The sequence below is a fragment of the Streptomyces sp. A5-4 genome (assembly GCF_051131715.1).
In the GTDB taxonomy this organism is placed as follows: Bacteria; Actinomycetota; Actinomycetes; order Streptomycetales; family Streptomycetaceae; genus Streptomyces.
On the sequence record NZ_CP178591.1, the window covers coordinates 2684979 to 2710006 of the forward strand.

Below are 25028 nucleotides of genomic sequence, written 5' to 3' on the forward strand. Positions count from 1 at the left end.
AAAAGGGTGATCAACAGAAATCCAGTCACCGCCCGAGCCCCGCCCGCACCACATTCACGGCGGATTCACCCACGTGCGCCGCACAATCGCCCGTCAGTGCGCCGCCCCGCGCACGTCCACGGGCGTGGCCCCCGCACGCACCCGCCCACACAGCCCGTCCGCGCCACCCGTTCCACGCGCGGGGACCCGCGCCCGCCCGTCAGCGCGTCAGGTCCGCCTCGCGCCCGTGCACGCGGTACTCCGCCAGCAGCCGTGCCACGTCGTCCCCGGTCAGCGGCCGGTACCCGGCTTCGCCGGGCGGCGCCCACCACACCGGGTCCGGGCAGCGGAAGCCCTCGCGGCGCAGCGCGACCCGGTGCACCTTGTTCGTCGCGGTCACCGGCATCCGCGGTACGACGCGTACGAAGCGCGGCGTCATCTTCGTCCCCATGTCGGCCTGGGCGCCGAGGAATCGGCCGAATGCGGCGGCGGAGAACGCGGCGCCCTCGCGCATCGCGAGCGTCGCCATCACCTGGTCGCCCGCGACCGGGTCGGGCACCGCGTAGACCGCGACGCCCGCCGCGTCCTGCCATCGCGCGAGGATGCTCTCGATCATCGCGGCGGCGAGGTTCTCACTGTCGACGCGCAGCCGGTCGTCGGTGCGGCCCGCGAAGTGCAGGAAGCCGTCGGTGTCGCGGAAGAAGAGGTCGCCGGTCCAGTACCAGCCGCCGCGCCTGCGGTCCGCCTCGGCGCTCTCGTTGCGCCAGTACCCCTCGAAGGGGTTGGGTCCGCGGTTGACCAACTCGCCTATCGCCTCGGTTCCGTTGACGAGTTTCCCGTCCGCGTCGAACACAGCGGACGGCCGTTCGCGGCCCGTCTCCGGGTCGACCACCGCCAGGTCGTCCCCGGGCGCGGCCCGGCCGATCGCGCCCGGCGGGGTGTCGGCGGTGCGTTGGATCGCGGCGCCGCCCTCGGAGGATCCGTAGCCCTCGACGAGTCGCACTCCGAAGCGTTCGGTGAACCGTGCCGCGTCGACCGCGCCCGCCTCCGTCCCGAAGCCGGTCCGCAGCGGGTTGTCCCGGTCGTCGGGCCGCTCGGGGGTGGCGAGCAGGTACTGGACGGCCCGCCCCACATAGGTGAAGTACGTCGCGCCGTACTCCCGTACGTCGTCCAGGAACCGGGACGCGGAGAAGCGCCGCCGCAGCGCGATGCCCGCGCCGCCCGCGAGGGCCGGCGCCCAGTCCGCGATCACCGCGTTGCCGTGGAACATGGGCATGCAGATGTAGTGGACGTCGTCCCGGCGCACCCCGAAGTGGGCGACGAGCGACTGTCCCGCTGCCGCCAGTCGCCCCTGGGTGCAGATCGCCGCCTTGGGCGCGCCGGTCGAGCCGGAGGTGAAGTAGAGCAGCAGCCGGGCGGACGGGCCGACGGAGCCGGATCGCGCGAGGGTGGCCTCGCCCGGCTTGGCGTCGGCGTACGGGGCGAGCAGCCGTGCGTACGCCTCGGTGTCGGTGACGAGGATCCGCACTCCGGGCAGGTCGAGGCCGTCGAGCAGCGGCAGGTGGGCCCGCTCGGTGACCAGCACCCGGCAAGCGGTGTGCAGGATGTCGCGGGCGAGCTCGGCGCCGCGCCGGGTGGGGTTGATGCCGGCGACGGCGGCCCCGGCAAGGGCCGCCGCGCTCAACCACAGGGGGAATTCAGGGGTGTTGTCGAGCAGCACGGCGACGTGCGGCTCGGCTCCCCGTGGCAGCAGCTCCACGAGGAGCGCGGCCCGCGCGGCAGCGCCGGCGGCCACCAGGTGGTGGCTGAGATCGAGGTCCTCGGACCTCAATCCCGGCCGGTGGTCGCCCCATTGGCGCTGTACGAGTTCCGCGACGGTACCTGCGCTCTCCATGGCGCCGCACCATAGTTGACACTCCGTCAGAACTGAACGTCCGAGCACGCGTAGAAGGCGTTGGTCGTGTCCGCGACGTTCCAGACGGCCAGGATGATGTGCCGTCCGCTCTTCTGGGTGGGGACCGTGCCCTGGTGGGTCAGCGTGGCCGGCGGCTGCTGGTTCCCGTACGGCACGGTCATGAACGGCTGCGATTCCAGGGCCGCGCGGGTGAGCGGCTTCTTGGAGTCCCATCCGTTCTTGGTGATGTAGTAGCGGAAGTCGCTCGTCGCATGACGGGCGGTGAACTGCCAGCGGAAACCGTAGCCCTGCCCGGCGGTGAGCTTGGTGGCGGGCCAGGCTCCGTTGCGCGGGTCGTCGAGCTGGGCGAACGTACCGTTTCCGCCGGAGCAGATCTTGCCGTCGGCGGGTCCTGCGCCGGGGAACCCCTTGGGGCCCTCGACGCTCTGCGGCTCCCATTGGATGTTGCCGCAGCCGGTCACTGTGCCGTTGGCACAGAGCTTCTGCCGGCTGATGGGTGAATCGGTGTAGCCATGGCTGGTCGCGCTGCCGGTGGCGAGGAAGGACACACCGGCTACCGCGAGGCCGACCACGGCCGCACCTATCTTGATTCGCATACTGGGCTCCTGAACGTGGGGGCAGTTCCGTGAGCTGTGCTGCGCGCGTGTTGTGCGGTCTAGACCAAGTCCCAATGTATTAACGCCACTTGGCTGTGTCTAGACCAATGCGCGTCCAGCCCAATCACAGATACGTTCACGAACCTTCCGCACGTCCCGTATAGAAGGCGACCGTCAGATCCTTCACGAGCGCCTTGCGCTCGTAGTCGTCGAGTTCGACGAGTCCGCGCGAGGTCAGCCGCGTCACGGTGTCGTCGACCGCGTCCACCACCGATGTCAGCACACTGTCCCGATGCTGCGCGTCGAGCGCCGCGACCCGCCTGCGCTGCATCGCGGCGGCGACCTCGGGGGCGTACTCGATCCGGGTCGGCTGCGCGGAGAAGACATCGATGCCCACCGGCGCCGCCTCCGCCGCCAGCATCCGGGTCAGCGCGTCGCCGACCGCCTCCGCGTCGCGCAGGGTCGGCATGTCGTTGTGGAAGGCGTCGGCGGGCAGCTGCGAGAGCACCCGGGCCATCGCCGCCTCCACCTGCTCGCGCAGATACGTCGTGTGGTCCTCGACGGCGAGCATCGCCCGCGCGGTGTCCCTGATCCGCCACACCACCAGCACCACGACCCGCAGCGCGACCCCGTTCGCGTCCACCGACGGCATCGGCTCGCTGCGCCAGTGCCGCAGCCGTACGTCCATCCGGCGGCGCAGCAGCAGCGGGCTCACCCAGACCAGGCCGGTGCGGCGCACGGTCCCGCGATAGTCGCCGAACAGCGACAGCACCCAGGCATACCCGACGCGCCCGCGGCCGAGGCCGCCGAAGGCGAGGACCGCGACGACCACCAGGGCGGCGAGCACCGCCCAGATGCCGAGCACGATCCCGTTGTACGGGCGCACCGGCAGCCCGAAGAGGACGGCGGCCGGCGGCGGTACGACCCCTGTCCACCACACCAGCGCCGCGCCCGCCGCGAGGGCGACCGTCCCCACGACGACCGCGCCCCAGCCGGGCAGCGCGGCTACGGGCCGCTCGGCGAGACCGGGGTCGGCTGGCGCGGCCGGCCGGGCCGAGCGGGCGGGCGCGAGGGCCGGCCCGGGGCGCCGGGGGGCGGCGGTGGCACGGCGCACGGTGCGCGGCTGGTCCCCCGTGCCGGGGCCGCGGTTGAGCATCGCGCCACCGCCGGGCGGCAGGGTCACGGCGGTGGGGCCGGTGTCGTCGCGGAAGAGCAGGTGCACCGGGATCTCGGTGGTGGACTCGTTGCGAATGACGGGCGCCCGACGGGCGGCCTCAGCCTGGACGCCCTGGACACCCTGCTCGCCCCGAGCGTTCTGATCGGCCCGCACGCCATACGCGTTCGGCTCGCCGCGAGGGTCCCGCCCGGCCCGCGGCTCCCGGTCCGCCCGCGCCTCCTGCCCGGCCCGCACGTCCCGATCGCCCTGCTCGCCCCGCTCCGGGGTCGGAGGCTCCTGCGGCTGCTGCGAAGTGGTGGGTGTCATCCTTGCCTCCGTCATGCGAAGAGCCGCTTCCAGGTCTGAGGTCCGGGGTAGCCGTCGGCCGCCGCGCCGCGCCGGCCCTGCGCGCGCTGGAACGCCTCGACATTGCGCCGGTCCGACTCGGTCCAGCGCGGGCCAGGCCCCGACCCGTAGTGCTTACCGAAGCCCTTCTTCACCAGCTGCTTGCCGAGCTTCTCGACGTATACGTTCGACTGGCCCGGCCTGAAGTACCCCGCGCCGGGAAAGGCCCCGGCCGCCGGGGCGGGCGTACCGGCGCCGCCCGCCTTCGGGATGTCCCGGCCCTGGCCGCCGACGAGCAGGCCCCAGGTCCCCGGCCCCGGCAGCCCGTCCGCCTCCTTGCCGCGCCAGCCCTGCGCGCGCTGGAACGCGGCCGTGGCACCGCGGTCCGACTCGCCCCAGCGCGGTCCGGGCCCCTGCTTGTAGTAGTGCGCGCCGCCCCGCTCGGAGAGCAGCTGCCCGAGGCGGGTGACGTGCTTGTTGTTCGCGCCGGGCCCGAAGGACCGCGCGCCCGGGTAGGTGGTGGAGCTCGGCGCGCCGCCCGAGCCGGCCGACAGGCCCTTGTAGCGGTACGCGACATAGCGCGAGGAGTTGTTCCAGTAGGCGTACGGCGTGGCCTGCTCGCGGGTGTGCGGCCTGGACTGCTCGTACGCCGTGTAGGAGGTGTGCGTGTAGTCGGTCCAGCCGCCGAAGATCGTGACGTGCGAGCCGTTGCTGGGGTTCGCCGGATTGTGGAACAGCAGCATGTCGCCGGGTTCGAGCTCGTCCCGGGTCAGCCGTGTCCCGAACTGAGCCAGGCTCCCCGTCCACTCGTTGCCGGCGAGGTTCCAGGCCATCGAGACGAAGCCCGAGCAGTCCTGCCGGTACCCGTCGGACCAGTACTTCTCCATGCTGTACGGGACCTTCGCGGTCACCCACCCCTTGGCACGGTTGATGATCTCGGCCCGGGTGACGGCCCGCAGGGTGGGCGCGGTGAGCGCCAGCACGGGGCGGGACGGCCTGCCGTGCAGCGGGCCCGCCCCGCCCTGCGGGCCGGGCGGGTCGTGGTCGGCGCCCGTACGGGCGGGGGCGTGCCCGGGGCCGGTGGCGGGCGCCGCCACCGCTCCGCCGGCACCGCCGCCGCCGAGCACCACGCCCGCGGCGGTGGCGAGCACCAGGGCGCGGCGGGCGCCGTGGGCGGCCGGGTGTCCGCCCTCGCCGACCGGCAGGCCCAGGGCCGCCGCGCGGCGCTGCTGGACGCATCCCGCGCAGCCGCAGTCACCGGCGGGCTCGTACTCCTCGAAGACCGGCGTCTGCATGCGGTTGCCCTCCCGTGGGTCATTCCTGCACATGTGCACGGGTATAAGTGTTTCAACTGTCGGGGCAAAATGCATGTTGACGGTCCGAATGATAATTAAAAGGACATAAACGGCGCGGCTGGTTCGGGGCATCGCCTCCCTTCGGGTAAAGTTCTAGAGGTCGGCACGCGCCGTTAGCTCAGTTGGTTAGAGCAGCTGACTCTTAATCAGCGGGTCGGGGGTTCGAGTCCCTGACGGCGCACGCGGCACTGGAGTCCCCTCACCTCGCGTGAGGGGACTCCAGTCGTTTCCAGCCACTCCATTCTCATGGCGCCCAGGTCACAGCCCGGTCCCAAAGCTCTGATTTGACCGGTAAACAGCTTGTATCACCCTTGCGATCACAGCGGGGGTCGTGGACCCTGTCCTGAAGCCAATGGCTCCCATGAGACGCGCGGTTCGAGCGGTTGAGGACGCGGCCGGAGACTCGGGAAGCCACGCGGGACCGTCAATACACAGGGGTGGGGGCCCCTTTGATGAACGGATATAGAGACGGGCATCATGCAACCGGAAGGTTGTCGTCCTATGTCTGTAGGGATGACGGCAGGCCAATCACACGTCCGAGTTGGTCGAGGGGGACCGGCGTCGGGCGAAGCGACCGACGAAACACGCAGCCAGCATGCGTGCGGGGGGATGACTCATGACGTCGACGCCATCCGGCGCCCGGCACAACAACGACCCTTCCCGGACGGCTCAGCTTCGGGTACCCCCGCAGCTCAAGCCGCCAGGGTCACGCATGCGCGCCAAGAAGGCGCTGCCGCGATACGACTACGAGCACTACAGCAGACTCGCGGGTCCGCTGACCCAGCCGGACGCGACCAAGCCGTACAAGGTCCAGTACCGCTCCCTGCTCTCCCAGGAGCCGCACCGGATACGCGCCGCCCTGCTCCTGGGCGCGGCGCCGCTGCTCTCGCTGGGGCTCTTCGTCTGGCTGATGCAGCCCGCGCACTGGACCGAGCGCGACCCGAACCTGAAGAACGACACGCTGCTGATCCTCGACATCGTCATGCTGGTCTCGATCGGCCTGATCGAGCTCTTCCGCACGATGAACGTCCTGTCGAACGCACACGCGACCCTGGTCGCCCGCGACCCCGTGCCCGTGGTGCCCGAGTCCGGCACCAAGGTCGCCTTCCTCACCTCCTTCGTGCCCGGCAAGGAACCGCTGGAGATGGTGACGAAGACGCTGGAGGCCGCGGTCAGGATCCGGCACCGCGGGCTGATGCACGTCTGGCTGCTGGACGAGGGCGACGACCCCGCCGTCAAGGACGTCTGCGCGCGCCTCGGGGTGCACCACTTCTCCCGCAAGGGCATCGCGAGGTGGAACCAGCCCAAGGGCCCGCACCGCGCGAAGACGAAGCACGGCAACTACAACGCCTGGCTCGACGCGCACGGTGACGACTACGACATCTTCGCCTCGGTGGACACCGACCACGTGCCCCTGCCGAACTACCTGGAGCGGATGCTCGGCTACTTCCGCGACCCGGACATCGGCTTCGTCATCGGCCCGCAGGTCTACGGCAACTACGACACTTTCGTGACCAAGGCCGCCGAGTCGCAGCAGTTCCTCTTCCACGCCCTGATCCAGCGCGCGGGCAACCGCTACGGCGCCCCGATGTTCGTCGGCACCAGCAACGCCGTACGCATCAGGACGCTCAAGCAGATCGGCGGCCTGTACGACTCGATCACCGAGGACATGGCCACCGGCTTCGAGATCCACCGCGCCAAGAACCCGGCGACGGGCAACAAGTGGCGCTCGGTGTACACCCCGGACGTGCTGGCCGTCGGCGAGGGCCCGACCGCCTGGACCGACTTCTTCACCCAGCAGCTGCGCTGGTCGCGCGGTACGTACGAGACGATCCTCAAGCAGTACTGGCGAGGCTTCGGCACGCTCCCCGCGGGCAAGCTCTTCAACTACACGATGATGATCATCTTCTACCCCATGTCCGCCATGAACTGGATCCTCGCGGCGCTCAGCTGCGCCCTGTTCCTGGGCATGGGCGCATCGGGTGTGCAGATCGACCCGGCGATCTGGATGATGCTCTACGGCAACGCCTCCGCGCTCCAGATCGGCCTCTACATCTGGAACCGCCGCCACAATGTCTCGCCGCACGAGCCCGAGGGCTCCGGCGGTCTGGCCGGCATGGCGATGTCCGCGCTCTCCGCGCCGATCTACGCGCGCTCGCTGCTCGACGCCGCGCTGCGCCGCAAGTCCAGCTTCGTGGTGACGCCCAAGGGCGATTCGTCCAGTCCGGACACGCTGTTCGGCACCTTCCGCATCCACCTGTTCTTCATCCTGATCTTCGGCGGATCCCTCGGCTCCTCCTTCTACTTCGGGCACAACCACCCCGCGATGATCACCTGGGCCACGCTGGCCCTGCTGATCACCGCGGCGCCGATCATCGCCTGGCGCCTCGGCATGCGTCGGGACAAGAAGCGCGGGCGCGCCGCGCCGCCGTCCTCGACACCCCCCTCCGCGCAGCCCTCGGCCGGTCCCCCGCCGGAGGCCCATCCGCCGCAGCACAAGCCCACTTGGGCAGCGAACGACCAGACCATACAGATCGCCCTTGGGGGACGTAAGAAATGAACTACCGACCCAGCCGCCGCACCCGTCGCCTGGCGATCGGTGCGGCGGTGGTGGTAGCTCTGGCGGGGATGAACGGGCCCGCGCTCTACCGCTTCGGCTCCGACCAGTACCACGACTACAAGATCAACAAGCCCGAGTACCAGGCCGCCAACGGCCACTGGGACTTCCTGGACATACCCTCCGAGTTCCGGATCAACACGATCCACGCCGCCCTGCTGCACACCGGCAAGGTGCTGCTGATCGCGGGCTCGGGCAACAACCAGAAGAACTTCGACGCCAAGAAGTTCGAGTCGGTGCTGTGGGACCCCGAGACCAACAAGTACAGGATGATCCCCACCCCCAAGGACATGTTCTGCGCCGGGCACACCCAACTGCCCGACGGCAAACTCCTGGTGGCGGGCGGCACCAAGCGCTACGAGAAGCTCCAGGGCGACGTCTCCAAGGCCGGCGGCCTGATGGTCATCCACAACGAGGACCCGGACGCGCCCAAGACGCTGCCCGCGGGCACGATCTTCACCGGCAAGAAGAACGGCAGGACGTACGTCTCCAAGGACCCGGTCCTGGTGGAGAAGGCCAAGAAGATCTTCGACCCGCGGACCGGCCGGTTCCTGCGCACGGAGGCGGGGCTCGGCCGGATCTATGTCGAGGCCAGGGCCTCGGGCAAGAAGTTCGAGTCGGGCACCGAGGACAACTACCGCATCCACGGCCTCAAGGGCACCGACGCCAAGAATGTCTACGGCATCGCCCAGAAGCTCGCGCTCGACAAGAAGGACTTCCAGGGCATCAAGGAGGCCTACGAGTTCGATCCGGTCGCCGAGAAGTACATCACCGTCGACCCGATGAACGAGGCCCGCTGGTACCCGACGCTGACCACGCTCAAGGACGGCAAGGTCCTCTCGCTGTCCGGCCTGGACGAGATCGGGCAGATCGTCCCCGGCAAGGACGAGGTCTACGACCCCGAGACCAAAAAGTGGGAGTACAGCGGCGTCATCCGGAAGTTCCCGACGTACCCGGCGATCTTCCTGATGAACAACGGCAAGCTCTTCTACTCGGGCTCCAACGCCGGCTACGGGCCCGCCGACGAGGGCCGCGAGCCCGGCGTGTGGGACCTGGCGACCAATAAGTTCAAGAAGATCCCCGGCCTGAGCGACCCGGACAGGATGGAGACCTCGGCCACCGTCCGGCTGCCTCCCGCCCAGGACGAGAAGTTCATGGTCATCGGCGGCGGCGGGGTCGGCGAGTCCGAGAAGTCCAGCGAGAAGTCCCGGCTGGTCGACCTGAAGCAGCCCAACCCGCGCTTCAAGGACGGCGATTCGCTCGCCGAGGGCACCCGCTACCCGAGCGCCTCGCTGCTGCCCGACGACAGCGTCCTGGTCACCGGCGGCTCGCACGACTACCGGGGCCGCGGCGGCTCCGACGTGCTGGAAGCACGGATGTACGACCCCAAGGCCGACAAGTACCGCAGGGTGGCCGACCCGGCGGTGGGCCGCAACTACCACTCGGGCTCGCTGCTGCTGCCCGACGGACGCGTCATGATCTTCGGCTCCGACTCGCTCTACTCCGACAAGGCCAACACCAGGCCCGGCGTCTTCGAGCAGCGCGTCGAGATCTACACCCCGCCGTACCTGTTCAGGGACGCGCGGCCGGCGCTCACCGGTGGGCCCAAGACCGTGCGGCGCGGCGGGACGGCGACGTTCAAGTCCGCGCAAGCCACGGCCATCAAGGACGCCAAGCTGATGCGGCCGAGCGCGGTCACCCATGTCACCGACACCGACCAGCGCACCGTCGCGCTGGACCTGAAGAAGACGAAGGACGGCATCTCGGTCACCGTGCCGAAGAACCGGGCGCTGGTGCCGTCCGGCTACTACATGCTGTTCGTCACGGACGACCGGGGCACCCCGTCCAAGGGCATCTGGATCGAGGTCCCGTAGCCCCGGGACCGGCTGGGACAGCGAGTGGGGGGCGCCCGGCCGGGCGCCCCCCACTTCGTATGTGCGCGGTCCGCTACTTCGTGTTGCGGACCAGTTCGAGCGCGTACTCCGGGTACCACTTGCCCGCCGTCGGGGCGCCCTTGCAGTCCCCGTCGGACTCGCCGGGGCGCTTCACCCACAGATAGGCGTCGACCAGGTCGTCGCCCGTCCTGGTGGTCGGCGGCTCACCGAGCGCGCGACCGGGCGGGTTGCACCAGTTCTCCTTGGGGTCGCCCTCGGTGTACGGCCCGTTGCCGTTGCGGCTGGTGTCGATCACGAAGGGCTTGTTGCCGATCTTCTGCGAGAGCTTCTTGCCGAAGTCCGCGCTCGTCCTCGTGCTCTGGAAGTTGGAGACATTGACCGAGAACCCGTCCGCCTGCGCTATGCCCGCCCGCTGGAGCGGGTCGAAGAGCGCGTCGGGCGACTGCCAGCCCGCGTTGCCCGCGTCCAGGTACACCTTGGTCCCGGGCTGCTGCTTCAGCCGCTCGACGGCGCCCTTGAGCAGGTCGAAGCGCTCCTCGTGGAACTCCTGTGGCGTGCAGCCGTCCACCAGGTGCAGCAGCGCGTCCGGCTCCAGGATCACCGTGGCACGGCGGTCGCCGATGCCCTTGGCCACCTGGTCGACCCAGCCGCGGTAGGCGTCGCCGTCGGCGGCTCCGCCCTTGGAGAACTGCCCGCAGTCGCGGTGCGGAATGTTGTAGAGGACCAGCAGCGCGTCCCGGTCGGCCTTGGCCGCCGCCTCGGTGAAGCCCTTGGCCTCCGCCTCGGCGTTCTCCGGCCCGATCCACTCGCCGACGGGCTGCTCGGCGATCTTCCTGATCTGGTCGGCCTTGTCGTCGTCGCCGTCCTTGGCGTACGTGGAGACCTGCTTGGCGGCGTTTCCTTCCGGATTGACCCAGTACGGATCGCTGCCCTTGGGCTGCTGCTTCACAGGATCCTGCTTCGACCCGCCGTCACCGTCCGACGAGGAACAGCCCGTCAACAGCAGCGCGGTCCCCACCGCCGCCACCGCGGCAATCCGGACACCCACACGCCGACGGCCGCTGTAACTGCCGTACATCCACTCCCCCTTGGTGCACCTGAAATGTGTGAGGACCCCCCGGCGCCTCCCCGGACACAACCGGTCGAAACCATCCTGACACACACGTACACAGCGCCAGGAGCTCTCCGCGCTCCGTGGGACAGCTGTTACGGCGCGTACGGACCGCGGGCACCCATGGCGCACCGTGGGCCACAGAGCCGTGACTTGGCGTCAATCGGCCCCTAGGAACATCCGTGCGTCCGTTCTAGAGTGGCGAGTACAGGCCCAAGTCCCCGGCCCCAGTCTCCCCCGATTTCTCTGTGCCTCCCGCATCGGCGCCGGACTTCTCCCGCAGTCCGTGCGCCGACGGTCGAGGATCAGCCCGGTCGGCGGCTCCGGGGGGAGCACGCCGTCGACCGGGCCAGGTAGCCCGTGTCCGGGGGCCGATCGGCGGCCTGCCGCCCTTCGGCCCTGTTGACAGTGTCCGGCCAAGGCTGGGACTCTCCCGATGACAACTCCACACAATGAGACGACGGTGGACAGGAACCCGGTGCCATTCCGGGGCGGTCCCGCCACTGTGACCGTACGGGCAGCCTCGGCGCCCGCACGGAAGCCAGGAACTGACCCGTCGTTCTCCTGCCATGGGGCGTGGAAACCCCAGAAGGAGGTTCACCGGCATGTCCTCGCACATCGCGCCGCACACCGACACCGCAGCGGGAGCGTCCGCCGCGACCAGCACCCGCGACTGGCTGATCCTGGCCGCCGCGGCGATCATCGCCCTGGTCGCGCTCTACGCCGTCTTCATGGACAACGGAACCGTTGTCTCCGCGACCGGCGACTACCTGCACGAGTTCTCGCACGACGGCCGGCACCTCTTCGGTGCCCCTTGCCACTGATCGGGACCGTAAGCACCATGTCCACACCTGTACTCCCCCTGCTCGGACGCTCTCTGGCGGCGGGCGGGGTGGCCGGCCTTGCCGCCGGGCTCTTCTCGCTGCTCCTGGCCGAGCCGCTGATGGACCGCGCGATACGCCTCGAAGAGGCACGCTCCGCCAAGGAGCACGCGCACGAAGCGGCCGGCACGGCCGTCGCGCACCACGAGGAACTGTTCACCCGCACCACCCAGCATGTCGGCCTGGTGGTCACCGCGGTGGTCGCCGGCCTCGCGCTCGGCGTGCTCTTCGCCGTCGCCTACGCGCTGATCAACCGGCGTACCGCCCCGGGCGACCGCCCGTGGTCACGCGCCCTGGTCTTCTGCTCGGCGGCCTTCGTGGCCGTCTCCCTGCTGCCCGGACTGCGCTACCCGGCCAACCCGCCGGGCGTCGGCGACTCCGGCACGGTCACCGATCGCCAGTCGCTGTGGCTGGCCGCCGTCGTGATCGGCATCCTCGGCATGCTGCTGGCCTGGCAGGTGTACGTACGCCTCGCCGACCGGTCGGTGCCGGTGCGCCAGGTCGCGGTGGCCGTCACCGCGGTCGCGACCCTGGCGGTCCTCTTCGCACTGCCGGGCAACCCGGACGAGGTTCCGGTGGCGGCGACGCTGCTGTGGGACTTCCGGGTGCTCTCGCTGGCCTCGCACGCCCTGCTGTGGGCGGTGTTCGCCGGCGTGTTCGGCGCGCTCGGTCTGCGGGCGGCTGCCCGCAGCGCGCCCGCGGCGACGGCTCCGGCCGCGGGAGTGACGGCGTAACCGGCCGGCTCTCCCCGGCGGTCGCCGCCAGTTCCCCGCCGGCTCTGCCGCGCGGGCCCGGTCAGCTCCTGCCGGTGCTGCCCGTCCCCGTCAGGTAGGCCGACACCACCACGTTCGCCGTGTAGGTGCGGGCCGTCTTGTCGTACGTGCCCCCGCAGGTGATCAGGCGCAGTTCCGCCCGGTCGCTCTGGCGGGGGCCGTACACCTTCTGGGGGTCGAAGCGTTCGCGGGTGAAGACCTGGACGTCGTCGACGGTGAACTCCAGCTCCGAGCCGTCGGTGCCCGTCACCCGGATCAGCTCGCCGGGGCGGGTGGCGCTCAGGCCGTAGAACACGGCCGGTTTGCTCTCCGTGTCGACATGGCCGACGAGCAGGGCCACGCCCGCGGCGCCCGGCCGGGTGCCGCTGCCGTACCAGCCGACCGTGGACGGCCGGTCGTACGGCGGGGGGTCGACGGCGCCGGACGCGTCGAGGCCGCTCTCCACGACGGGCGCCGTCACACCTATCGAGGGCACGTCGACGCGTTGCGGACGCGCGCCCTTCTGCGGCTCGTGCGCGGGGGGCAGCGGCACCCCCAGCGGGCGGCCGACCGCGGCCACGTCGCCGGTGGTCGGGGCGGAGGTGCCGCCGGGTCCTTCGGTGAGCCCACGCCCCCACAGCGACAGGCCGAGCAGCAGCGTCGCCCACGCGATCCCGATCAGCAGCCGCCCGGAGCCGGCGGGGCGGCCCGCGGCGGGAGCGTCGTCGGCGGACACGTCAGTCCGCGTCCGTACGGCGACGGCGGACGCTGCGGAACGCCACGGCGACCGCGGCCACGCCGGCGAGCACCAGGCCGATCACGGTGTGCCGGGTGCCGGGGCCCCCGCCCTCGGCGGACTCCGAAGCGAGCTGCGCCGTACCGCCGCCGCCCGCGTACACGGGCGAGACGGGGGTGGAGTGGTGGGTGGGCCGGTGGTGGACGACCGTGACCGTGCCCACCTTGTGGTGGTTGTGGCCGTCACAGTCGACGCTGATCTCGTAGGTGCCGGAGCCGATCGACGAGTTGATCCTCGCCTCCCCGTAGAGCGGGTTCTCGCGTCCGTCCTTGCCGTTGAGGTTGGCCTCACCTCGGCTGAAGGCGCTGGATCGGGCGACGCCGGTGGTGCCCTTGCAGTCCGAGACGCGCAGCTCCACCTCGCCACCGGGTGCGATGGTCGACGGGGTGACCTGGATCGAGACCGAATCGTGGGCGTACGCCGCGGTGGCCGGGGCGGCCACCAGTACGGCGGCCACTCCTGCGGCACGCAGAGCGAGCAGAGCTGAACGCATCGTGAACCTCCTGGTACTCCGAAGATCCACGGCCGCGGTCGTTCCCGCATCCCCAGGGGCCCGTCACTGCGCCGTACGGGCGCCCCGGGGGTGTCGTGCGGGGCTCAGATCCGTTCGACGAGGTCCGCGATCGAGTCGACGATCGTGGAGGGCCGGAACGGGTAGCGGTCGACGTCGGCGGGCCCGGTCAGGCCGGTGAGCACCAGGAACGTCTCCATGCCCGCCTCCAGACCGGCGAGCACGTCGGTGTCCATCCGATCGCCGATCATCGCGCTGGTCTCCGAGTGCGCGCCGATGGCGTTGAGGCCGGTTCGCATCATCAACGGGTTGGGCTTGCCCGCGAAGTACGGGTCACGGCCGGTCGCCTTGGTGATCAGCGCGGCGACCGAGCCGGTGGCGGGCAGCGGGCCCTCGGCGCTGGGGCCCGTCTCGTCCGGGTTGGTGCAGATGAAGCGCGCACCGGCGTTGATCAGCCGGATCGCCTTGGTGAGGGCCTCGAAGCTGTACGTGCGGGTCTCGCCCCGCACGATCAAAACATCGTTCGATTACTCTGGCCCCCGAACCGGAACGAGAGAGTCCACATGGGGATAGTAGTCGGCGGCTACGCGCGCATCAGCGACGTAGGGGAACTCGGCGACGGCCGAGACGGCGAGGAAGGCGTCACCCGCCAGAAGGACGACGTGCACGACCTCGTCAAGGGGCGCCATCTGACCTTGCACCGGATGTACGTGGACAACGACTTGTCCGCCTACAAACGGAGGGTGGTCCGACCGGACTTCCGGGAACTCGTGAGCGACCTGGAGACCTCCGTCATCTCAGGCATCGCGGCCTACAACATCGACCGCATAACGAGGCAGCCGCGCGAGCTGGAGCAGCTCATCGACATCTACGCGACGGCCCGCCGTCCGATGGTGTTCGCTACGACCGCCGGCGACTACGACCTGTCGACAGACGACGGCCGCTTCAATGCCCGGCTGTACGTGATGATCGCGAACAAGTTCTCGGCGGACGCCGCGCGACGGGTCGCCCGGCAGAAGAAGGCCGAGGCGATGCAGGGAAAGCCACACAAGGGGCGGCGGCCGTTCGGATGGCAGGACGGCGGAGAGAAGGTCGAAGCGTTCGAGGCCGAGCTGATCCGCAAGGCTCAGCGCGATGTCCTGAACGGCAAGCTGCTCTCCGAAGTCCACGCCGAATGGGTCGAGCTGGGGATCAGTAGCCCCCAAAGCGCGCCCGGCGAGACGATCTCGTTCTCCAGCGTTGAGTACATCATCACGAATCCGCGACTCTGCGGGTACCGGGCTTACGTGCCGCAGGCGGAGCGGGAGCGGCGAGGCAGGATCGACCTCGGCGAGTGGCTCCTTGAGCGTACGGACGGCACGCCGATCATCGGCACGTGGGAGACCATCTGCACCCCTGATGAGTGGCGGGCGGTCCGGGACGTGCTGAAGTCACGCAAGAGCGAGGGGCGGGGCCGCAAGAAGGGCTCGACGGTCTCGAAGCGGAAGCTGACGCGCATCGGGCGGTGTGGTGAGTGCGGGCATGGCGTGCAGTCGGGGAACTACGCGCGAGGCACGACGAGCTATGAGAAGTACGGCTATTACTACTACTGCCGGAAGGCGGACGGCGGGTGCGGCGGAGTGTCGCGATCCGGCCCGCCGGTCGAGGAGCACGTCGAGCGCGTACTCCTGGCTCACCTGATGAACCTCGCGAAGGACTCGCGGCCGGGCGAAGCGCTGGATGACCCCGAACTGATCAAGGCCCGCGCGGAACTGGCCCAGGTCGAGGCGGACATGATCGAGGCTCGGCAGCTTCGCGAGGCGGGCGAGTTCCCGCTCGGCGAGTTCGTGCGGGAGATCAAGCGCCTGGAGACCAAGCAGAACGAGCTGTCCGTGAAGGTGGCGGGCCTGAACGCGATGGGTCCGCAGACGGGCGCCTCGGCCGCTGAGCGGATCATCCGCGAGTGGAAGACGTATACGGCCCCGATGAAGCGCGCTGTGATTCAGCGGTTCATCGAGGCCGTGGTGATCAAGAAGCAGCCGCGCGGCGGTAACCACGCCTTCCGGCCGGACCTGATCGAGATCATCTGGAAGAAGTGAGCGGGGGGTGCGTCAGTCGTCGGCTTCGAGCCGGAACCGCTGGCGCACCCACTCGACATCTTCGGGCCGGGGGGCGGGCGCCTTGGCGAGTTCACGGGCGATCCACTCCTCGGTGGTCACGGGGCGACCCGGCCGTTCTTCTCGAAGGCCGCATGGGTGACCGGCATGAGTCCGGCGAAGATCGCCTCGGCCTTCTCAGCGCACATCTCGATCTCGCGCTGAGGGTTGGAGACGAAGGCGGCGTCCTCGCGGTGGGTGCGGAGGCTGAGGAAGTTCATCAGGCTCCGCGGATTCATGGTGACGTACATGGAGCTGTAGATGCCGACCGGTAGGGCTGCGCGGGCGATCTCGCGGGCGATGCCGGCGGAGAGCATCCGCTCGTAGGAGCGGTAAGCGGTCTCGTAAGCGGTGACCAGCTCGGTGTCAACGGTGGAGAACTGTTCGGTCGTGCCGGGCTCGAAGCGGTAGGAGCCTGCCTTGCCGACCTGGACGAGGTTGCGGCCTACGGCCGGGAGGTAGAACGCTGGCCGCAGCTCGCGGTAGCGGGCGGACTCCTCGTTGTACGAGGCGATGCGGTGGCGCTGCCACTCCCGGAAGACGAAGATCGGGGCCTCGATGTAGAGAGTCAGGCCGCCGTGCTCGAAGGGGCTGCCGTGCCGCTCGCGCATGAGGTAGTTGATCAGGCCGGTTTCGCGGTCGGCTGCCTCGTCGGGGGATTGGTGGGTCTGGCCGATCATGGAGACGCGGGCGGCGCGCACGACGGCCTGGTCCGACAGGTTGTGGTCGACGAGCTGGACGGTCATGTCGGAGCGGAGGTTGAGGTTCACGACGGCCTTTCTGGTTCAATCTTTACACTCAGGCCGCGTAGTAGGCGGCGTTCTCCTCGTAGGAGCGGCGGGACTGCTTCGTGAGGTGCCACATGCCGAAGTCGCACTGGTAGGCGCGGTTCTCGCGGTCGATGGCTCGACGCTGGCCTCGACGTTCGGCGGAGCGATCACGCTTGGCCTGGGCCCGGCCGAGCGCCTTCTCTGCTGCTCGCTCGTCGGCGAAGGCCCGCTTGCCGGAGCACTCGCAGATGTGGAATTCGACGGTCTTCATGGGCTGGTCCTTTCGACTGTTCAGGTGCGGGGGGTCTGCGTGAGGCTGCGGTTTCGGGCCATCCGCATGTAGGTGAGTACGGCGTTGCGCTGCACTCCGAGGTAGTCCGCGAAGTGGCGGGCGGGGTTGATGACGCCTTCGGCCTCGGCCTTCGTGTAGTGGGCGGCAAGGCGGATGAGGAAGCCGTCGGATACCCGTGCCGTCTTGCCGCGTAGGGCTAGCAGTTCGGCGATCTCGGCCTCGGTGACGCTCGGGGTGCGGAGGATGCCGGCCGGGTCGGTGCTGGTCATGTTGATGTCCGTATCTGTGGCTACTTCTGCTGGAACTTGCCGCAGGGGCAGGTGGGGATATGGCAGGCGCCTCGGGCGGCGCCGGCAAGGGAGTGGGTGAAGGGGGCGTGGCCGCATTCGGGATGGAAGCAGTACCCCTTCCATCCCTTCTTGCCGTCCACGTTGGCCAACATGACGCCGGGGCTGTAGAGCTTGACGACCCGGCCGGTCCCGCCGAAGGCCATCTTCGAGGCGAAGGTCTTGATCTCGGCCTCGCTACCGAAGGGGCCGAAGTTGAGTCCGCGATGACCGTCCTTCCAGGTGTGGACGAGGGCGAACAGGTCGCGCATCTGGAGGAGTTCGGCGGATGTCTTGTAGATCGCCTTAGCCATCTGGTCGGCGCTCTCGAAGGTGGGGTCCTCCAGGAGCGCCTTGATGGCTTCGACCTCTTCCTTTCGGGGGGTCAATCTCATGGCTTCACCTTAACAGCGGTGTTCCATGTTTACATCGGCCGCCTTGATGGCCTCCCTCACACTCACGTAGAGGTCCCACACGTTGCCGTCATTGCGGATCACTCCGTCGAACTCGTACCCGGCGAGGGCGTTCTCGCTGGTGTGCCCGGCATGGGCGATGGGATCTTGTCCGGGGCGCTCGACGAGCAGCACCAGGCCGCCGCGTGCGCGGATCGCGTCTGCCTCGTTCGGGAAGCGCACGTCTGTGATGACGGTGGGGCCCCAGGTCTCGCGGTCGCAAAGGAGGGCGTCGACCCATACGTTCTCGCCGAGGACTGCCCGGCCGCCTTCTGTGCCGAGTCGCTGGAGGTACTGCCGCACCTCGGGATACACGTCCTTCGTGGTCTCCCACCCGTAGCCGTCGACCTCGTAGCGGAGGCTGGTCACACCCTCTGCGTACTCCTTCGCGCTCAGGACCGGATCGAGGGCGTAGAGCATGTCCTTGACCTTGTCGGCGAACGCCTTTCGCTGCCACCCCGCGCTGAGGAGTGCTTCGGCAGCGGTGTCCTTGCCTGAGCGTGCGGCACCCGCGAGGCCGACGAGCGGCGCGGGCTCGCTGCCGGGTTCCGCGGTGCCGGCGGACTCGAGATCGGTGATCGAGGTGCTCATGTTGTTCATCCTTCGTGGCTGTCGTTCAGTCGGTTCAGGCCGGGTGCGCGCACATGTCCCTCGCACACGTCGCAGTCGCAGTCGTGGAGACACAGGTCGCAGCCTGGCCAGTCGCACAGCGGGTCGGGGCCGTGCCAGTGCTGCGGGTCGGGCTCGTCGCAGCCCCAGCCTGCGCAGGTGCGATCTCGGGCCCATGTGGGGTAGACGAGGTGTTCGCGCTGGCCGGTGAGACCGTGGGCGAGGTGCTCGCCGGGGCAGGTAAAGCGCGAGCGGTTGGCGCTCTCGCGGTCCCGGAAGGCCGCTCGACAGCGGGTGCACTGAAGTCGGCCTTCCGGGCGCTGGCGGAGCTGGTGACTCACGCTGCGGTCGGGCTGAGGTCGGCCAGGTTCTTCTCGAAGGCGGGGCCGCTCATCTGTATGCGGCGCATCGTGAGCTGTCCGGCGCGGGTGTTGAGAACCTGGAGCAGCTCGTCGACCTCGCGGGCCTCCTTGACGATGTCTGCGAGGCGGGTCGTCTGCTTGGACCGCGCGTACGCTACGGCCTTCTCGCGCACCAAGGCCTCGTTCTCTCGGTGGAGCAACATCAGCGCCTCGACGATTTCGCGCGTCCTGGCAACGGTGCCGGCGGGGGCCGGGTATTCACCGATACCGGTCTGCTTGCGGCGGACGGAGAACCGCCAGTCCGGCGTGGACTTCGTGCGCACGATGGTCCAGTCGGCGAGCCGCGAGCCGTTGACGTTCAGACTTCCCGAGGCGCCGCCCCGGTTCCATGTGCTCTGGCCGTAAGCCACGCAGAAGGCAGAAGGGAGGAACTCCCAGTCGCTCTCGTTGGGGACCTCTCGGCGGTAGTCGCCGATGATCGGCTCGTCGTACTCAGGGCCGATCTCGACCGTCCCGCGGACTCGGGGGCCCGTCAGCTCGTACGCGGTGATCCAGGACTTGTTCTCGGGGCCGTCGATCTGCTCAACGCGGACGGCTCCGAAGGACAGGTTCAGCGTGGTGGTCATGGTGTCGCTTTCTCTGGTGGGGCCGCCCCCGCCCTCTCCCTGTGTGGGTAGGGGCGGCCATGGGGTCGAGGTGCTCAGGCCGCGGTGGAGCCGACGGAACGATTGGCGTAGAAGGCGAGGGCCTCGCGCGCCTGCTGTCGGGCGTACGTGCCGCCGTAGAAGCCGGAGCAGGAGTCGACGTACTCCCAGGTCTCCATGGACTCGTCGGGGGCGTCGTCGCGGGTCCATCCGACGCGCTCCTCGACCACGAAGCCCCACACGTCACCCGTGGCCCATGCCTCGTACTCCTCCATCTCGGCTTCGACGTACCCCTCGGTGAGGAGACCGCAGTCGAGGGCTATGACCTCTTCGCCGGTCATGTACCAGAGAGAGCGCGGGCCCTTCTCGGGGCTGGACTCCAGCACGATCCCGCCGTGGTAGGCAGCCACGTAGCGCGTGAAGATGTCGACGCGGTCCACCGGTTCCACTTCAGGCGCTCCCAGATGTGGGCGAGGGGGCCGCCGTCCTTGTCGACGGGGTGGTACTGCCCGAGGTGGGTGTCGATCGTGATGACGTGGACGAGCGTCTCGTCGTCGGTGCGGGGGTTCGTGGGGTGCTCGTCGAGGACCAGGCGCACGCGGAAGCGGCCGTCATCGGTGGTGGCGAGTACGTCGTCAGACACTTTGGTCTCCTTCGTGTGGCTCAGGCGGCGTGGGCGAGGGCGTCGGCGTCCCAGGCGGGGAGGGTGAGGCCGAGTTCGGCGTAGCGGGCGGCGCGGGCCTGCGCGCGGCTGGGTCCGGAGAACTTGCAGCCCTTGTGACGGCGGGGCGGCGCCGGGTTCTTGCCCTTGCGGTCCCGCATGTGGCTGTAGAAGACCTCGATGTCGACGGCGCACAGCAGGCAGTACAGGGCCCATCGGTGCTCACTGCCGGGGTAGCCCTCGTGGACTCCAGCGCACCGGGTGCGGGTGCACCCCTCGGGCTCGTCGACCGGCTCGGCGCGGGTGGCGTAGCCGAGTTCGAGCATGCGGGCCCAGGCCGCTTGGAGGCTTTCCAGGTTGCGTGGGTTGGGGCGCAGGAAGGAGGAGAGGAGCGGGGCGGTCATGTGCCGTGCCTTTCAGTGGAGTTGGGGGGTGGGTCAGTTGCCGTTGGCGCGGTCGAGGGCCTCGTCGGCGTACTCGGTGAGGATTCGGCGGGCAATCTCGTGCTGCCGGTACTCGCCCGCCATGCGGTCGAGCGTCTGGCCGTAGGCGCCGAGGTAGCCGAGGTACGGGCCGAAGTCCAAGGTCACGGCGTGCTTCATGTCGGCGTCGATCTGCCGCTTCTCGTCGGTCAGGTCGATGTGGTCGCGAAGGTTCTTCATGGGGAGTCCTCGGGTCAGAGATGGTCGGGGGCGGGGAGGTAGCCGAGGGTGCCGGCGGAGTCGACGGCCCAGACTTCGCCGGGGTCGAGCACCAGGTCGCGGGCGGTGATCTCGGAGGCGCAGTGGTCGCAGCGGAAGAGGCCGGAGACCGTCACCCCGAACGGGGCCTTGCTGCACTCGGCACAGGTGATCGTGATCACGGGTAGCCTTTCGGGCAGGGCCGCCCCTCCCCTCTCCCTGTGGGGAGAGGCGGCCTCTTGCGTGGGTCAGGCCAGGACGCCGAGGAGTGAGAGCGGACAGCGCAAGATCCTTGTAGGCGGACATTTTGGATCCCGCTTGGCGGACAGCTGATCTCCCTGTCGGTACGGCCGTTCGTGTGTTTTCGAACCCAGGTACCGAACTGGTGATCCCTCCGGGGGTTTGCTCGCTGGTGTGAGGACAACGAGCTGGACCGCGCCGGAGGGACCGTGAAGAAGTCTTGCAGGGAGATCATGGAAATCTACGAGGCCCTGGACGCCACCGGGTGTGCGCATTCGGCTGCCCAACTGGCCGGGGTCGACCCGAAGACCGTCCGCAGGTACGCACGGATGAGGGACACCGGTCAGCCATCTGACGCACCGGTGATGCGGCCGAAGCTGATCGACCCGTTCCTTCCCAAGATCGAGGAATGGGTGGAACGTTCGCAAGGCAAGGCCCGCGCGGACAAGCTCCACGAGCGCCTGGTGCTGCTGGGGTTCACCGGCGATGAACGCACCACGCGCCGGGCGGTGGCGGTCGCCAAGGGCCGCTGGGACGCAGGGCACCGCAGAACGTATCGCCCATGGATCACCGAGCCGGGGCTGTGGGTCCAATTCGACTGGGGATGGGGCCCGAAAGTCCCTGGTCCCGGCGGCGGTGCGCCCCGCGTGACACTGCTGTTCTGCGCATGGCTGGCCTGGTCCAGGTTCCGGGTGGTGATCCCGGTCTGGGACCGGACCCTGCCCACGCTGATCTCCTGCGTCGACTCGATGCTGCGGGCGATCGGCGGAGTGCCGACCTATGCGCTGACCGACAACGAGAAGACGGTGACCATCGACAGGGTCGCCGGTGTCGCGGTCCGCCACCCCCAAATCGTGGCCGCGGGACGGCACTACGGCCTTCAAGTACATACGTGTGTGCCGTTCGACCCCGAATCGAAGGGCGGCAGCGAGGCCACGGTCCGCGTCGCGAAGGCCGACCTGGTGCCCACCGACGCCAACCTGCGGCCCGCCTACGACTCGTTCGCCGAACTGCGCGGGGCCTGCGCGATCTTCTGCCAACAGGTCAACAACCGGGTCCACCGTGAGACCGGCCGGGCCCCTTCCACCATGCTCGACATCGAGCGCACCCGCCTGCACGCGCTGCCCGCCGGCCCGCACACCCTCGCACTGGGCGAGTCGAGGCAGGTGCTGCGGGACCAGACGGTGCGCTTCGGGTCGGTGCGCTACTCGACCCCGCCCGGACTGGTCGGCCAGGAAGCGTGGGTGCGCGTCGACGGCGACGAGCTCGTCGTGGTCTGCGACCTGTCCCAGCTCGCCCACCGCCCCGAGTGGATGCAGGGCCCGGCCGGCCTGGCCGAGGTCGCCCGGCACCAGATCGCCCTGCCCGGGCGTCCGGTCATCGACACCGCCCACTACCCCGACCACCCCCAGGAGATGGACGGGTCCCCGCGCCCGCCCAAGGTCAAGCCCGGCAACGACGCCGAGGAAGCCTTCCTGGCACTGGGCCCCGGGGCGAAGTCCTGGCTGATCGAGGCCGCCGCGGCCGGAACCACCCGGATCCGGGTCAAGATGGCGGGCGCCGTCGAGCTCGCCGCCCTGGTCGGCACCGCCGAAGTCGACCTCTCACTCGGACTGGCGGCCATCAACCGGCGCTTCGCCGAGGGCGACCTGATGTCCATCGTCCAGCACCGCAAAGAGGCCGCCCGCCCCGCCGACCTGGTCGTCGCCGACGAGGCACACTCCGCGCAGCCCGGCACCGGCGCCTGGTCCGACTTCGGCCGCCCCGCCACCTGATCCCCCGTTCCCGGGCCGCGAAGCGGCCCGGGAACGGACAGTCCCGAACCATCCAGCAAGGAAAGGCAGTTGCCCATGGCCACCACAGCCGTCATCGATCCGCCCGAGCTGATCCCCGCCCCGTCCCCGGTCCCGCCCGCGCCTCTCGCGCCGCCGATCCCGGCCGAGCTGGACGCGGTGCTGCGAAGGATGCGGTTCCCCTACCTCCGCGCGGCGGCCCCCGACGTACTGGCCACCGCCCGGGCCCAACGCTGGGACCCCGCCGAGGTCGTGCGGATCCTGCTGGAGGCCGAGGCCCACGGCCGCAACGAGGCCACCCGCCGCAACCACCACCGCCAGGCCGGCCTGCCCTCCGGCAAGACCTTCGAGTCCTGGAAGGAAGCCGACTCCTCGATCCCGCTGCCCACCCAGCACGCACTGATGACCCTGGAATGGATCGGCCGCGCGGAGAATTTGGCTGTCACCGGGCCGTCGGGGACGGGCAAGAGCCACCTGGCGGAGGCCCTGGCCCACAAGGCCATCGACGCCGGGATGCAGGTCGCCTGGTTCACCCTGGAATCGCTGACCACCCACCTGGGGCGGGCCACCGTCGACAACACCGTCACCAAGGCCATCGCGAAGATCACCCGGTGCGATTTGATCGTCGTCGACGACATCGGCATGCTCCCGTCCGGACAGGCCGCCGCCGAAGCGTTTTACCGTGTCATCGACGCCGCATACGAGCGCCGCTCGGTGATCGTGACCTCGAACCTGCACCCCTCGGGATTCGATTCGATCATGCCCAAAACCCTGGCGACCGCGGCCGTCGACCGGCTCCTGCACCACGCCCACATCATCCTCACCGAGGGCTCCTCGCTTCGGCTCACCCAAGCCACCACAGGCCAGGGTGTCACCCCGTTGGCCTGAGCCCGACCGAGGGACAAATAGTCATACCGGACAGGGAGATCAGCTGTCCGCACACGAGGACCTGAACTGTCCGCTCACCCGGATGTCCCACTGTCCGTGGACAAGGAGTCCCAGGTGCCCGAGGAGGGTCAGGGTCAGCACCGCGACGAGCGAGCCCGTGACGATGTCGTAGGGGGCGTCCTGCACTAGCCCTCCCTCCGCTCCAGGTCGGCGAGGATGCCGAGGAGTTCGTCGAGGAGGCGCTCCTCGTAGACGCTGACGGGGCGGACCTCCTCCGGCGGGAGCATCTCGACCGGCAGGGCGTAGACGAGCCGGGCAGCGGTCTGGGAGAGGTTCAGCAGGGTGTACCACTCCTGCGTGCCGGGGTCGTAGTCCTCTCGCTCAACCTCTCGGGTGATCGCGAGCACCTTGCGGGCGAAGTCCTGGATCTGCTCGTTCATATGCGCCTCTTTCCGAGGTGGGGGCCGCCCCCGCTCTCCCTGTGTGCAGGGGGCGGCCGGTGATGTTTGGGAGGTCAGGAGGCGAGTGCCTGGCGTGAGGTCGCGAGGCGCGCGGTGCCGAGGTCTGCGCGTCTTCCGGCCTCGGCACCCTGGCGCCAGCCGGAGCCGGTGAGGCGGCGCATCGGGGAGGTGCGGATCTTGGGGTGCTGGGCCTTGAAGACGGCGAGGATCTTCTCTTCGCGGCTGGCGACTACCAGCTCGGCCGAGCGTCCGCCTATCTGCCGGACGGCTTCCTCGACTGCGGTTTGTTCGGCCTGCCTGAGCCGCGCGTTGACGGTGGCGCGGAAGCCGGACAGCCATGTCTTGCGATAGGCGGTCGTCGACTCTCCCGGCTGGGGGCGACCCTGCTTCATGCCGTTGAACGCCTGAAGGAGGAGGGAGGTGTAGAGCATCTCGACGCGGTCGAGCATGGACTCGTAGCCGTAGAGCTTGACCCTCTGGACGTACTTGCCGGTCTCCCGGTCGTATATCCGCCATCGGACGGCCCGGCCGCCGAGGGCCTCAGTGATCGACATGAGGAGGTTGACGCGGTCGAGGAGGTACGAGCCCTTCTCGATCACGACCCGATCGGAGAGCTTGTCGGTGTCCGGCCGGATCTCGGCGAGCATGGCTCGCTCGATGCCGTATTTGGACATCAGGTCGGCGGCTTTGGCGAAGTACGCCTGTGCTTCCTCGGGGGTGGCAGCCGGGTCCTCAGACTTGGCCAGGATCGCCCTGATCTTGGCAAGCGTCTTACTGTCGGTCGTCGGTTCCATGTTTACACCTAT

At 69.4% G+C, this 25028-nt stretch carries 29 protein-coding genes, 1 tRNA gene, 1 pseudogene and 1 riboswitch; of the genes and pseudogenes, 8 read left to right on the forward strand and 23 right to left on the reverse strand.

Annotation, left to right across the window (positions count from 1 at the left end; translation table 11 throughout):
• Positions 1-199: 199 nt before the first annotated feature.
• The 4 genes and pseudogenes from ACLLJJ_RS12255 to ACLLJJ_RS12270 form a co-directional block, all read right to left on the reverse strand.
• Positions 200-1873: an AMP-binding protein gene (locus ACLLJJ_RS12255; RefSeq protein WP_434589930.1), complete on the reverse strand. Its 1674-nt coding sequence runs from the start codon at positions 1871-1873 to the stop codon at positions 200-202.
• A 26-nt stretch (positions 1874-1899) separates the two neighbouring features.
• Positions 1900-2490: a lytic polysaccharide monooxygenase auxiliary activity family 9 protein gene (locus ACLLJJ_RS12260; protein ID WP_434589931.1), complete on the reverse strand. Its 591-nt coding sequence runs from the start codon at positions 2488-2490 to the stop codon at positions 1900-1902.
• 136 nt (positions 2491-2626) lie between these two features.
• Positions 2627-3757: pseudogene (locus tag ACLLJJ_RS12265) on the reverse strand (SPFH domain-containing protein); the annotation flags it as partial.
• A gap of 227 nt (positions 3758-3984) precedes the next feature.
• Entirely contained in the window at positions 3985-5286 is a 1302-nt protein-coding gene (locus tag ACLLJJ_RS12270; protein ID WP_434600389.1) for a peptidoglycan-binding protein, read from the reverse strand.
• A 167-nt stretch (positions 5287-5453) separates the two neighbouring features.
• Between ACLLJJ_RS12270 and ACLLJJ_RS12275 the strand changes: the two genes are divergently transcribed.
• The 3 genes from ACLLJJ_RS12275 (at position 5454) to ACLLJJ_RS12285 (ending at position 9837) form a co-directional block, all read left to right on the forward strand.
• Positions 5454-5527 (forward strand) — tRNA-Lys (locus ACLLJJ_RS12275).
• Between the two features lie 435 nt (positions 5528-5962).
• Positions 5963-7906, forward strand: a complete 1944-nt coding sequence (locus tag ACLLJJ_RS12280; RefSeq protein WP_434589933.1) for a glycosyltransferase family 2 protein — start codon at positions 5963-5965, stop codon at positions 7904-7906.
• Positions 7903-9837, forward strand: coding sequence for a galactose oxidase-like domain-containing protein (locus ACLLJJ_RS12285; protein ID WP_434589936.1), 1935 nt, complete (start codon positions 7903-7905; stop codon positions 9835-9837). Before ACLLJJ_RS12280 ends, ACLLJJ_RS12285 begins: the two co-directional genes overlap by 4 nt.
• A gap of 73 nt (positions 9838-9910) precedes the next feature.
• Here the strand turns inward: ACLLJJ_RS12285 and ACLLJJ_RS12290 are convergent, their stop codons facing one another.
• Positions 9911-10936 carry a glycoside hydrolase family 6 protein gene (locus tag ACLLJJ_RS12290; RefSeq protein ID WP_434589939.1) on the reverse strand — a complete coding sequence of 342 codons (1026 nt, stop codon included), beginning with the start codon at positions 10934-10936 and terminating at the stop codon, positions 9911-9913.
• 477 nt (positions 10937-11413) lie between these two features.
• Positions 11414-11541, forward strand: a riboswitch (cobalamin riboswitch).
• A 33-nt stretch (positions 11542-11574) separates the two neighbouring features.
• Between ACLLJJ_RS12290 and ACLLJJ_RS12295 the strand changes: the two genes are divergently transcribed.
• Together ACLLJJ_RS12295 and ACLLJJ_RS12300 are read left to right on the forward strand one after the other, a co-directional pair.
• Entirely contained in the window at positions 11575-11793 is a 219-nt protein-coding gene (locus ACLLJJ_RS12295) for a CbtB domain-containing protein (protein ID WP_283515970.1), read from the forward strand.
• 17 nt (positions 11794-11810) lie between these two features.
• Entirely contained in the window at positions 11811-12584 is a 774-nt protein-coding gene (locus ACLLJJ_RS12300; RefSeq protein ID WP_434589942.1) for a CbtA family protein, read from the forward strand.
• 61 nt (positions 12585-12645) lie between these two features.
• On the opposite strand, the gene ACLLJJ_RS12305 is transcribed toward ACLLJJ_RS12300, so the two are convergent.
• The 3 genes from ACLLJJ_RS12305 to ACLLJJ_RS12315 form a co-directional block, all read right to left on the reverse strand.
• Positions 12646-13338, reverse strand: coding sequence for a class F sortase (locus ACLLJJ_RS12305; protein ID WP_434589945.1), 693 nt, complete (start codon positions 13336-13338; stop codon positions 12646-12648).
• A gap of 1 nt (position 13339) precedes the next feature.
• Complete coding sequence (locus ACLLJJ_RS12310; RefSeq protein WP_434589948.1) at positions 13340-13891, reverse strand: hypothetical protein; 552 nt, start codon at positions 13889-13891, stop codon at positions 13340-13342.
• Positions 13892-13995: 104 nt separating this feature from the next.
• Positions 13996-14418, reverse strand: a complete 423-nt coding sequence (locus ACLLJJ_RS12315) for an HAD hydrolase-like protein (protein ID WP_434589951.1) — start codon at positions 14416-14418, stop codon at positions 13996-13998.
• A gap of 54 nt (positions 14419-14472) precedes the next feature.
• Between ACLLJJ_RS12315 and ACLLJJ_RS12320 the strand changes: the two genes are divergently transcribed.
• Entirely contained in the window at positions 14473-15987 is a 1515-nt protein-coding gene (locus ACLLJJ_RS12320; RefSeq protein WP_269288139.1) for a recombinase family protein, read from the forward strand.
• A 116-nt stretch (positions 15988-16103) separates the two neighbouring features.
• Here the strand turns inward: ACLLJJ_RS12320 and thyX are convergent, their stop codons facing one another.
• From thyX to ACLLJJ_RS12380, 12 genes are all read right to left on the reverse strand, one after another.
• Positions 16104-16790, reverse strand: coding sequence for an FAD-dependent thymidylate synthase (thyX, locus tag ACLLJJ_RS12325; RefSeq protein ID WP_269288144.1), 687 nt, complete (start codon positions 16788-16790; stop codon positions 16104-16106).
• Between the two features lie 52 nt (positions 16791-16842).
• Positions 16843-17085, reverse strand: coding sequence for a hypothetical protein (locus tag ACLLJJ_RS12330; RefSeq protein WP_215147501.1), 243 nt, complete (start codon positions 17083-17085; stop codon positions 16843-16845).
• 20 nt (positions 17086-17105) lie between these two features.
• On the reverse strand, positions 17106-17375 hold the full coding sequence (locus tag ACLLJJ_RS12335; RefSeq protein ID WP_269288135.1) for a hypothetical protein: 270 nt from the start codon (positions 17373-17375) through the stop codon (positions 17106-17108).
• A gap of 20 nt (positions 17376-17395) precedes the next feature.
• Positions 17396-17827, reverse strand: a complete 432-nt coding sequence (locus ACLLJJ_RS12340; RefSeq protein WP_269288133.1) for a hypothetical protein — start codon at positions 17825-17827, stop codon at positions 17396-17398.
• A gap of 9 nt (positions 17828-17836) precedes the next feature.
• Positions 17837-18475 carry a hypothetical protein gene (locus ACLLJJ_RS12345; protein WP_434589954.1) on the reverse strand — a complete coding sequence of 213 codons (639 nt, stop codon included), beginning with the start codon at positions 18473-18475 and terminating at the stop codon, positions 17837-17839.
• Between the two features lie 5 nt (positions 18476-18480).
• Entirely contained in the window at positions 18481-18834 is a 354-nt protein-coding gene (locus tag ACLLJJ_RS12350) for a hypothetical protein (protein ID WP_269288129.1), read from the reverse strand.
• Positions 18831-19481 (reverse strand): hypothetical protein, encoded by a 651-nt coding sequence (locus ACLLJJ_RS12355; protein WP_269288127.1) that lies wholly within the window; start codon positions 19479-19481, stop codon positions 18831-18833. Before ACLLJJ_RS12355 ends, ACLLJJ_RS12350 begins: the two co-directional genes overlap by 4 nt.
• A gap of 74 nt (positions 19482-19555) precedes the next feature.
• Positions 19556-19840 (reverse strand): hypothetical protein, encoded by a 285-nt coding sequence (locus ACLLJJ_RS12360; RefSeq protein ID WP_434589957.1) that lies wholly within the window; start codon positions 19838-19840, stop codon positions 19556-19558.
• Entirely contained in the window at positions 19837-20142 is a 306-nt protein-coding gene (locus ACLLJJ_RS12365; RefSeq protein WP_434589959.1) for a hypothetical protein, read from the reverse strand. Before ACLLJJ_RS12365 ends, ACLLJJ_RS12360 begins: the two co-directional genes overlap by 4 nt.
• Before the next feature lie 20 nt (positions 20143-20162).
• Positions 20163-20564 carry a hypothetical protein gene (locus tag ACLLJJ_RS12370; RefSeq protein WP_269288123.1) on the reverse strand — a complete coding sequence of 134 codons (402 nt, stop codon included), beginning with the start codon at positions 20562-20564 and terminating at the stop codon, positions 20163-20165.
• A gap of 33 nt (positions 20565-20597) precedes the next feature.
• Positions 20598-20822, reverse strand: coding sequence for a hypothetical protein (locus tag ACLLJJ_RS12375; protein ID WP_269288121.1), 225 nt, complete (start codon positions 20820-20822; stop codon positions 20598-20600).
• Positions 20823-20836: 14 nt separating this feature from the next.
• Positions 20837-21022, reverse strand: a complete 186-nt coding sequence (locus ACLLJJ_RS12380; protein WP_269288119.1) for a hypothetical protein — start codon at positions 21020-21022, stop codon at positions 20837-20839.
• 291 nt (positions 21023-21313) lie between these two features.
• Here ACLLJJ_RS12380 and istA point away from each other — a divergent pair, with 291 nt between their 5' ends.
• Positions 21314-22855, forward strand: coding sequence for an IS21 family transposase (istA, locus tag ACLLJJ_RS12385; protein WP_283472000.1), 1542 nt, complete (start codon positions 21314-21316; stop codon positions 22853-22855).
• A 75-nt stretch (positions 22856-22930) separates the two neighbouring features.
• Positions 22931-23761, forward strand: coding sequence for an IS21-like element helper ATPase IstB (istB, locus tag ACLLJJ_RS12390; RefSeq protein WP_267719259.1), 831 nt, complete (start codon positions 22931-22933; stop codon positions 23759-23761).
• Between the two features lie 39 nt (positions 23762-23800).
• Here istB and ACLLJJ_RS12395 read toward each other — a convergent pair whose 3' ends face one another.
• From ACLLJJ_RS12395 to ACLLJJ_RS12405, 3 genes are all read right to left on the reverse strand, one after another.
• A complete protein-coding gene (locus tag ACLLJJ_RS12395) occupies positions 23801-23947 on the reverse strand; it encodes a hypothetical protein (RefSeq protein ID WP_434589963.1) in 147 nt (48 codons plus the stop codon).
• On the reverse strand, positions 23947-24201 hold the full coding sequence (locus tag ACLLJJ_RS12400; protein ID WP_269288117.1) for a hypothetical protein: 255 nt from the start codon (positions 24199-24201) through the stop codon (positions 23947-23949). The genes ACLLJJ_RS12395 and ACLLJJ_RS12400 overlap by 1 nt, the downstream gene beginning before the upstream one ends.
• 74 nt (positions 24202-24275) lie before the next feature.
• Positions 24276-25016, reverse strand: a complete 741-nt coding sequence (locus ACLLJJ_RS12405) for a DUF2786 domain-containing protein (protein ID WP_434589966.1) — start codon at positions 25014-25016, stop codon at positions 24276-24278.
• Between the last annotated feature and the right edge of the window lie 12 nt (positions 25017-25028).

Excerpts from the sequence above, each read along its gene's own strand:
- ACLLJJ_RS12255 (WP_434589930.1), bottom strand. The coding sequence starts at position 1,873 with ATGGAGAGCGCAGGTACCGTCGCGGAACTCGTACAGCGCCAATGGGGC.
- ACLLJJ_RS12260 (WP_434589931.1), bottom strand. The coding sequence starts at position 2,490 with ATGCGAATCAAGATAGGTGCGGCCGTGGTCGGCCTCGCGGTAGCCGGT.
- ACLLJJ_RS12270 (WP_434600389.1), bottom strand. The coding sequence starts at position 5,286 with ATGCAGACGCCGGTCTTCGAGGAGTACGAGCCCGCCGGTGACTGCGGC.
- ACLLJJ_RS12280 (WP_434589933.1), top strand. The coding sequence starts at position 5,963 with ATGACGTCGACGCCATCCGGCGCCCGGCACAACAACGACCCTTCCCGG.
- ACLLJJ_RS12285 (WP_434589936.1), top strand. The coding sequence starts at position 7,903 with ATGAACTACCGACCCAGCCGCCGCACCCGTCGCCTGGCGATCGGTGCG.
- ACLLJJ_RS12290 (WP_434589939.1), bottom strand. The coding sequence starts at position 10,936 with ATGTACGGCAGTTACAGCGGCCGTCGGCGTGTGGGTGTCCGGATTGCC.
- ACLLJJ_RS12295 (WP_283515970.1), top strand. The coding sequence starts at position 11,575 with ATGTCCTCGCACATCGCGCCGCACACCGACACCGCAGCGGGAGCGTCC.
- ACLLJJ_RS12300 (WP_434589942.1), top strand. The coding sequence starts at position 11,811 with ATGTCCACACCTGTACTCCCCCTGCTCGGACGCTCTCTGGCGGCGGGC.
- ACLLJJ_RS12310 (WP_434589948.1), bottom strand. The coding sequence starts at position 13,891 with ATGCGTTCAGCTCTGCTCGCTCTGCGTGCCGCAGGAGTGGCCGCCGTA.
- ACLLJJ_RS12320 (WP_269288139.1), top strand. The coding sequence starts at position 14,473 with ATGGGGATAGTAGTCGGCGGCTACGCGCGCATCAGCGACGTAGGGGAA.
- thyX (WP_269288144.1), bottom strand. The coding sequence starts at position 16,790 with ATGACCGTCCAGCTCGTCGACCACAACCTGTCGGACCAGGCCGTCGTG.
- ACLLJJ_RS12330 (WP_215147501.1), bottom strand. The coding sequence starts at position 17,085 with ATGAAGACCGTCGAATTCCACATCTGCGAGTGCTCCGGCAAGCGGGCC.
- ACLLJJ_RS12335 (WP_269288135.1), bottom strand. The coding sequence starts at position 17,375 with ATGACCAGCACCGACCCGGCCGGCATCCTCCGCACCCCGAGCGTCACC.
- ACLLJJ_RS12340 (WP_269288133.1), bottom strand. The coding sequence starts at position 17,827 with ATGAGATTGACCCCCCGAAAGGAAGAGGTCGAAGCCATCAAGGCGCTC.
- ACLLJJ_RS12345 (WP_434589954.1), bottom strand. The coding sequence starts at position 18,475 with ATGAGCACCTCGATCACCGATCTCGAGTCCGCCGGCACCGCGGAACCC.
- ACLLJJ_RS12355 (WP_269288127.1), bottom strand. The coding sequence starts at position 19,481 with ATGACCACCACGCTGAACCTGTCCTTCGGAGCCGTCCGCGTTGAGCAG.
- ACLLJJ_RS12360 (WP_434589957.1), bottom strand. The coding sequence starts at position 19,840 with ATGACCGGCGAAGAGGTCATAGCCCTCGACTGCGGTCTCCTCACCGAG.
- ACLLJJ_RS12370 (WP_269288123.1), bottom strand. The coding sequence starts at position 20,564 with ATGACCGCCCCGCTCCTCTCCTCCTTCCTGCGCCCCAACCCACGCAAC.
- ACLLJJ_RS12375 (WP_269288121.1), bottom strand. The coding sequence starts at position 20,822 with ATGAAGAACCTTCGCGACCACATCGACCTGACCGACGAGAAGCGGCAG.
- istA (WP_283472000.1), top strand. The coding sequence starts at position 21,314 with ATGGAAATCTACGAGGCCCTGGACGCCACCGGGTGTGCGCATTCGGCT.
- istB (WP_267719259.1), top strand. The coding sequence starts at position 22,931 with ATGGCCACCACAGCCGTCATCGATCCGCCCGAGCTGATCCCCGCCCCG.
- ACLLJJ_RS12400 (WP_269288117.1), bottom strand. The coding sequence starts at position 24,201 with ATGAACGAGCAGATCCAGGACTTCGCCCGCAAGGTGCTCGCGATCACC.
- ACLLJJ_RS12405 (WP_434589966.1), bottom strand. The coding sequence starts at position 25,016 with ATGGAACCGACGACCGACAGTAAGACGCTTGCCAAGATCAGGGCGATC.